9 protein-coding genes are annotated in these 6,859 nt (G+C 62.9%); 3 read left to right on the forward strand and 6 right to left on the reverse strand.

The features are described from left to right. From APH36_RS08030 to dadA, 4 genes are all read right to left on the reverse strand, one after another. Positions 1-379: cytochrome c5 family protein (locus APH36_RS08030; protein ID WP_060498198.1), on the reverse strand; the 379-nt coding region annotated here is incomplete at its 3' end. A 154-nt stretch (positions 380-533) separates the two neighbouring features. Then, positions 534-1,082 carry a cupin domain-containing protein gene (locus APH36_RS08035; protein ID WP_012274808.1) on the reverse strand — a complete coding sequence of 183 codons (549 nt, stop codon included), beginning with the start codon at positions 1,080-1,082 and terminating at the stop codon, positions 534-536. A 109-nt stretch (positions 1,083-1,191) separates the two neighbouring features. Then, positions 1,192-2,265, reverse strand: coding sequence for an alanine racemase (gene alr, locus APH36_RS08040; protein ID WP_060498194.1), 1,074 nt, complete (start codon positions 2,263-2,265; stop codon positions 1,192-1,194). Positions 2,266-2,411: 146 nt separating this feature from the next. Further along, a complete protein-coding gene (gene dadA, locus APH36_RS08045) occupies positions 2,412-3,716 on the reverse strand; it encodes a D-amino acid dehydrogenase (RefSeq protein WP_016712682.1) in 1,305 nt (434 codons plus the stop codon). A gap of 156 nt (positions 3,717-3,872) precedes the next feature. On the opposite strand from dadA, the gene dadR reads away from it, so the two are divergent. After that, the gene (gene dadR / locus APH36_RS08050) at positions 3,873-4,361 is read left to right on the forward strand and encodes a transcriptional regulator DadR (protein WP_003258963.1); all 489 of its coding nucleotides are present in this window, start codon (positions 3,873-3,875) and stop codon (positions 4,359-4,361) included. Between the two features lie 2 nt (positions 4,362-4,363). Here the strand turns inward: dadR and APH36_RS08055 are convergent, their stop codons facing one another. Further along, on the reverse strand, positions 4,364-4,717 hold the full coding sequence (locus APH36_RS08055) for a YkgJ family cysteine cluster protein (RefSeq protein ID WP_060498195.1): 354 nt from the start codon (positions 4,715-4,717) through the stop codon (positions 4,364-4,366). A gap of 257 nt (positions 4,718-4,974) precedes the next feature. Here APH36_RS08055 and APH36_RS08060 point away from each other — a divergent pair, with 257 nt between their 5' ends. Further along, positions 4,975-6,267 (forward strand): FAD-binding oxidoreductase, encoded by a 1,293-nt coding sequence (locus APH36_RS08060; protein WP_060498196.1) that lies wholly within the window; start codon positions 4,975-4,977, stop codon positions 6,265-6,267. A gap of 4 nt (positions 6,268-6,271) precedes the next feature. Here the strand turns inward: APH36_RS08060 and APH36_RS08065 are convergent, their stop codons facing one another. Further along, positions 6,272-6,502 carry a DUF1127 domain-containing protein gene (locus APH36_RS08065; RefSeq protein ID WP_060498197.1) on the reverse strand — a complete coding sequence of 77 codons (231 nt, stop codon included), beginning with the start codon at positions 6,500-6,502 and terminating at the stop codon, positions 6,272-6,274. 178 nt (positions 6,503-6,680) lie between these two features. On the opposite strand from APH36_RS08065, the gene APH36_RS08070 reads away from it, so the two are divergent. Then, on the forward strand, positions 6,681-6,859 hold a 179-nt coding region (locus APH36_RS08070), incomplete at its 3' end, for a GntR family transcriptional regulator (RefSeq protein ID WP_177337092.1).

Here is a 6,859-nt window from a genome sequence, read left to right on the forward strand (position 1 = left end):
CCCCTTTCAGGTCGTCATCCGAGCAATCTGCGCAGGTGCCCTTCGGCGGCATGGCGTTGATGCCGGTAATGGCCTTGGCCAGGATGCCATCCAGCCCGCCCTGGTGGTCGGCGCGTTCTTTCCACGCGGCGGTGTCGCCAATTTTCGGCGCGCCGAGCAGGCCGGTGCCATGGCAGGCATTGCAGTGCTTGGCGATGATGTCATCCGGCGTTTTGGCGCCCCCGCCCCCCGCCGCTGCAGCCACTTCCATGCCTTTGCATTCCTGGCCCTGGACACACACCTGGCCTACCGGCTCCAGGCGCTTGGCAATGTCGTCGTTGGTCGCAGCGGTTGCGCTCATTGCCCAGAGGGCGAATACGGCTGCTGGTACGGCCAGCATCTTCTTGATTTGGTTCACGCGAACACCCTCATGGTGGCTAATCACGCTCGCGGCCACGGAACGGCGAGCGTTGAAAAGTATAGCGGGAACCCAGAGGCCGTGAAACGACCCTACACAGGAAAGGGGTATTGCCGAATCAATGCACTGCGCTGGATCAAAAGTTTGAAGGCGTCGCTGCACTGATCAACCGCGCCGGCTGGTCGAAGGGGTTGCGAAAACGGTGCGGGCGGGTGCTTTCGAAGTAATAGCTGTCGCCTTCTTCGAGGATGAAGATCTCGTTGCCGACCACCAGTTCCAGGCGGCCTTCCAGCAAGATGCCGGTTTCCTCGCCGTCATGGGTGAGCATTTCGGCACCGGTGTCGGCACCCGGCGGGTACACCTCGGTAAGAAAGGCGATGGCGCGGTTGGGGTGCGACTTGCCGACCAGCTTCATGGTCACCGCACCGTCCGAGATGTCGATCAGCTCGTGGGCCTTGTAAACAATCTGCGTGGGGCTTTCAGGTTCCAGCTCGACCGAAAAGAACTCGACCATGGACATGGGGATGCCGCTCAGCACCTTGCGCAGCGAGCTGATCGAGGGGCTCACACTGTTCTTCTCGATCATCGAGATGGTGCTGTTGGTCACGCCGGCACGCTTGGCGAGTTCACGCTGGGACAGGCCCTTGAGCTTGCGGATGGCTTGCAGTCGTTCGCCGACGTCCAAAGCTGGAGCCTCCTGAAACGGTGGAATGGGGGGTGGATGTGAACGATATCATGGCAATGCCGTTCAGTATTTACAACACACCGCCCCTCAACCTGTCCGCTTCAGCGTGTCATTCGCCGATGTAGTCCCGCGGCACGCGCTTCAGGTTGCAGAAGATCTGGTACGGAATGGTGCCTGCATGCGCGGCCACTTCGCTGGCCAACACCTGCTTGCCCCAAAGTTCCACCGGGCTGCCGACGGTGGCGTGCGGCACATCGGTGAGGTCGATGCTGAGCATGTCCATCGACACCCGGCCGATCAGCTGGGTGCGCTGGCCGGCCACCAGCACCGGGGTGCCGTTGGGCGCCTGGCGCGGGTAACCATCGGCATAGCCCATGGCGACCACACCGACACGGGTTGGCCGCGGGCTGACGAACTTGGCGCCATAGCCCACCGGCTCGCCGGCAGGCAACTCGCGCACGCTGATGACCCGCGATTGCAAAGTCATGACCGGTTGCAGGCGTTCGGCCTGGGCCTGGGCCACTTCGAACGGGGTGGCGCCATACAGCATCAGGCCTGGGCGTACCCAGTCGCTGGGCGCTTGTGGCCAGCCCAGCACGCCAGGGGAATTGCGCAGGCTGCACTCGGCGGCCAAGCCCTGGCGGGCGGCCTCGAACACGGCGATCTGCTGGGCGGTGGCGTCGGCATCCAGTTCGTCGGCGCGGGCGAAGTGGCTCATCAATACGATGCGCGCCACCTTGCCGCTGGCCAGCAGGCGCTGGTAGGCGTCGTGGTAATCCTTCGGATGCAGGCCGACACGATGCATGCCGCTGTCGAGCTTCAACCAGACAGTAAGCGGCTTGTGCACCTGGGTCTGCTCAATGGCTTCGAGTTGCCACAGCGAATGCACCACACACCACAGGTCGTGCTCGGCGATCAGTCCCAGCTCGCTGGCTTCGAAAAAGCCTTCCAGCAGCAGCACTGGGGCCTTGATGCCAGCGGCGCGCAGTTCCAGCGCCTCTTCAATGCAAGCCACGGCAAAACCGTCGGCTTCGGCCTCCAGGGCCAGGGCGCAGCGCACGGCGCCATGACCATAGGCGTCGGCCTTGATCACGGCGAGGGCTTTGGCACCGGTCAGTTCACGGGCCAGACGGTAGTTGTGGCGCAGGGCCTGGAGGTCTATCAGGGCGCGGGCGGGACGCATGGCGGCTGCCTTATGGTGGTTCGGGTTGAAATCGGTGTTGGATTCTTCGCGGGCAAGCCCGCTCCCACATGTACTGCACAGCTTTCAAAACCTGTGAAATACCTGTGGGAGCAGGCGAGCCCGCGAAAGCGCCGGTACTGGCGAACTTACTGCTGGTGAGCCGGCGCAGTCTGCCCGTGCTTGGCCACTTCCGGGCTGTTGCCATAACGGGAAATGTCCAGGCCTTCGGCACTGATCTGCGGCTTCTTGCGCGCAATCAGGTCGGCCAGCAGACGACCGGAGCCGCACGCCATGGTCCAGCCCAAAGTTCCGTGACCGGTGTTCAGGAACAGGTTGCGGAACGCGGTCGCACCCACAATCGGCGTACCGTCCGGGGTCGCCGGGCGCAGGCCGGTCCAGAAGCTGGCCTGGCTCAGGTCACCGCCGCGAGGATAAAGGTCGTTGACGATCATCTCCAGCGTTTCGCGCCGACGCGGGTTCAGCGACAGGTCAAAACCGGCGATTTCAGCCATGCCACCCACACGGATGCGGTTGTCGAAACGGGTGATCGCAACCTTGTAGGTTTCATCGAGAATGGTCGACGTCGGGGCCATGTCGCCGTTGGTGATCGGCACGGTCAGCGAGTAGCCTTTCAGCGGATAAACCGGGGCTTTGATGCCCAGCGGCTTGAGCATCTGCGGCGAGTAGCTGCCCAGCGCCAGCACGTAGCGGTCGGCGGTTTCCAGCTTGCCGTCGATCCACACACCGTTGATGCGGTCGCCAGCGAAGTCCAGGCGCTGGATGTCCTGGCCGAAGCGGAACTCCACACCCAGTTTTAGCGCCATGTCGGCGAGCTTGGTGGTGAACAGCTGGCAGTCGCCCGTCTGGTCGTTAGGCAGGCGCAGGGCACCGGCCAGGATGTCTTTTACACCCGCCAGGGCCGGTTCAACGCGGGCAATGCCGTCGCGGTCGAGCAATTCGTAAGGCACGCCGGACTGTTCGAGCACGGCAATGTCCTTGGCCGCGGCGTCTACCTGGGCCTGGGTACGGAACAGCTGGGTAGTGCCCAGGCTGCGGTTTTCGTAATTGATGCCGGTTTCAGCGCGCAGCTCGTCGAGGCAGTCACGGCTGTACTCGGACAGACGCACCATGCGCTCTTTGTTCACCGCGTAACGGCTGGCGGTGCAGTTGCGCAGCATCTGTGCCATCCACAGGTACTGGTCGACGTCGCCGGTGAGCTTAATGGCCAGGGGGGCGTGGCGCTCCAGCAGCCACTTGATGGCCTTCAGCGGCACGCCAGGTGCGGCCCAGGGCGAGGCATAGCCGGGCGAGATCTGACCGGCGTTGGCAAAACTGGTTTCCATGGCCACCGCCGGCTGGCGGTCGACCACCGTCACTTCGAAACCTTGCCGGGCCAGGTAGTAGGCACTGGCGGTTCCGATTACGCCGCTACCAAGTACCAGAACTCGCATCGTTATATCCCTCACACGCGGCACGCCGCAGACTTTTATTGAAATGGCATGAATAGGCGCAGTATAGGAATTTGAGACCAGTGCAATTCACTATATAAAAGCCTATTATTGGCGAGAATTCTCGGCAAAATCGCCTTTCACGGAGGGGCATCCCCTATGAGAACCCAGCACCAGAGCAAGCGTGAACTGGACAAGATCGACCGTAACATCCTGCGTATCCTGCAGAATGACGGGCGTATTTCCTTCACCGAACTGGGCGAGAAAGTTGGGCTTTCCACCACCCCTTGCACCGAGCGGGTTCGCCGCCTGGAGCGCGAGGGCATCATCATGGGCTACAACGCACGCCTGAACCCGCAGCACCTCAAGGGCAGCCTGCTGGTATTCGTGGAAATCAGCCTGGACTACAAATCGGGCGACACCTTCGAGGAGTTCCGCCGCGCGGTGTTGAAGCTGCCCCATGTATTGGAGTGTCACCTGGTGTCGGGTGACTTCGACTACCTGGTGAAAGCGCGTATTTCGGAGATGGCGTCGTACCGCAAGCTGCTTGGCGACATCCTGCTGAAGCTGCCGCATGTGCGCGAATCGAAGAGCTACATCGTGATGGAGGAGGTGAAGGAGAGCCTCTGCCTGCCGATTCCGGACTGAGGCTAGACCAGCACCTGGCGGGTAGTGGCAATGAACTGGTGGACCAGTTGCTCGGCGGCAGGGTCGATCATCGGTTCAGGGCCACGGCCACGCGGGCAGGCCATGCGCGGCGTGGTGCCGAACAGGCGGCAGATCATGGGCCGTTCTTCGTACACCGTGCAGCCGTTGGGGCCCAGGTGCACGCAATCCAGGCGCTCCAGGGCGGCGTCCTGCTCGGCCTGGGACTTGCGTGGCAGACGGGCCATTTCTTCCGTCGAAGTGGTGACCGGGCCGCAGCAGTCGTGGCAGCCGGGTTCGCACTCGAATGAGGGGATGAGTTCGCGCAGGAAATGGATCTTGTGGCGGTTGCAGGACATGGCGATATTCAGCGTAAACAATGGCGGGATTATAGGCCCACTGGCTCTGTGTAGGAGCGGCCTTGTGTCGCGAAAGGGCCGCAGAGCGGCCCCGGCAATATCTGCCGCGAAGCTGATAGCCTCGGGGGCGCTGCGCACCCCTTTCGCGACACAAGGCCGCTCCTACAATTAACCGCGCCAGACTGAAGGCCGGTTGCCCACCCCAAAGGCCGGGCTTATCCTCCCCCCCTAGCCCACCAGTCCTCAGGAACGAGCCAATGATCCACAGCGCGCAGCACGCCGCCTCCTACTACGCCGCCAGCAGCGCGCCGCACCCTGACCACGCCTTCCTGCAAGGTGACCACAGCGCCGATGTCTGCATCGTCGGCGGCGGCTATTCGGGCCTGAACACTGCCATCGAGCTGGCCGAACGCGGCTTCTCTGTCATCCTGCTGGAAGCGCGCAAACTGGGCTGGGGCGCCAGTGGGCGCAATGGTGGGCAGTTGATCCGTGGCGTTGGTCATGGCCTGGAACAGTTCCTGCCGGTAATTGGCGAGGAAGGTGTACGCAGCATGAAGCTGATGGGCCTGGAGGCTGTGCAGATCGTCCGCGAGCGGGTGGAAAAGCATGCCATCGCCTGTGACCTGACCTGGGGCTACTGCGACCTGGCCAACAAACCCGCCGAATTGCTGGGTTTTGCCGAGGACGCCGAAGCACTGCGCAGCCTGGGCTACGCGCATGAACTGCGGCTGGTCGGCAAGGACGATATCCACAGCGTGGTCGGTGCCGACTGCTATGTGGGCGGGCTGGTCGACATGGGCTCCGGCCACCTGCACCCGCTGAACCTGGCCCTGGGCGAAGCGGCCGTGGCCAGCCGCCTGGGCGTGAAGCTGTTCGAACAGTCCGAGGTTACCCGCATCGACTACGGGCCCGAAGTGCAGGTGCATACTGCCCAGGGTCGGGTGCGCGCCAAGACCTTGGTGCTGTGCTGCAATGCCTATCACAACGACCTCAACCGCGAATTAGGTGGCAAGGTGCTGCCTGCGGGCAGCTACATCATCGCTACCGAGCCGCTGGGCGAAGAACGCGCACGCGTGCTGTTGCCACAGAACATGGCGGTGTGCGACCAGCGCGTGGCCCTGGACTACTACCGCCTGTCCGCCGACAACCGCTTGTTGTTTGGCGGTGCCTGTCACTATTCAGGTCGGGACCCGAAGGACATCGCCGCCTACATGCGCCCCAAGATGCTCAAGGTGTTCCCGCAGCTGGCTGACGTGCGCATCGACTACCAGTGGGGTGGCATGATCGGCATCGGCGCCAACCGCCTGCCACAGGTTGGCCGCCTGGCCAGCCAGCCGAATGTGTATTACGCCCAGGCCTATTCAGGCCATGGGCTCAACGCCACCCACCTGGCCGCACGCCTGCTGGGCGAGGCGATCAGCGGCCAGGAGAGCGGGCGTTTCGAGCTGTTTGCCAAGGTGCCACACATCACCTTCCCTGGCGGCAAGCACCTGCGCTCGCCGCTGCTGGCATTGGGGATGTTGTGGCACCGGCTTAAAGAACTGGTCTAAGGCCTCAATCTTTCCAGAAGGGCTTACGCCCTTCTGTCCGGGCCTGCTCCCAGCTCAGCCCGACATCGCGCAGCTCGTCATCCGTCAACTGCAGCAGCGCCCTGCGGGTGTGCCAGCGATGCAGCATCAGCCCCCAACGCCCCAAACCCTCCGGCGCGTTGAATACCTTGGCCTGCTGCCCGACTTCCAGCTCCTTGGCCAACAGTTGCAAGCGCACATCGCTCATGCCACCCATCGCTGCATTCTCCCATTCGATTGATACCGTGGAGAAAGCATGCGCGTCGGCAGCACCGGCAATACAGATCCAATACAGCCTTATTATTCCCATACAGAATTGGCTGAAGATCGACTGAATGCTGTATTTTCAACCCAACTGTACCGGTCGCTATGCCAATGCAGCGCAGGAGTATGCCGTGACCCTCTACCTGAACCTCGCCGAACTGCTCGGCGCCCGCATCGAACAGGGCCTGTACCGCCCCGGCCAGCGCCTGCCATCGGTGCGCGCCCTGAGCGTGGAGCATGGCGTCAGCCTGAGCACCGTGCAGCAGGCCTACCGCACGCTCGAAGACAGCGGCATGGTCTCGCCACGGCC

It is taken from the genome of Pseudomonas sp. NBRC 111133 (genome assembly GCF_001320605.1).
GTDB lineage: Bacteria > Pseudomonadota > Gammaproteobacteria > Pseudomonadales > Pseudomonadaceae > Aquipseudomonas > Aquipseudomonas monteilii.

Bases quoted from the DNA above. Each gene is read 5' to 3' on its own strand.
- dadA (WP_016712682.1), bottom strand. From the start codon at position 3,716: ATGCGAGTTCTGGTACTTGGTAGCGGCGTAATCGGAACCGCCAGTGCC.
- alr (WP_060498194.1), bottom strand. From the start codon at position 2,265: ATGCGTCCCGCCCGCGCCCTGATAGACCTCCAGGCCCTGCGCCACAAC.
- APH36_RS08060 (WP_060498196.1), top strand. From the start codon at position 4,975: ATGATCCACAGCGCGCAGCACGCCGCCTCCTACTACGCCGCCAGCAGC.
- APH36_RS08065 (WP_060498197.1), bottom strand. From the start codon at position 6,502: ATGGGTGGCATGAGCGATGTGCGCTTGCAACTGTTGGCCAAGGAGCTG.
- APH36_RS08055 (WP_060498195.1), bottom strand. From the start codon at position 4,717: ATGTCCTGCAACCGCCACAAGATCCATTTCCTGCGCGAACTCATCCCC.
- dadR (WP_003258963.1), top strand. From the start codon at position 3,873: ATGAGAACCCAGCACCAGAGCAAGCGTGAACTGGACAAGATCGACCGT.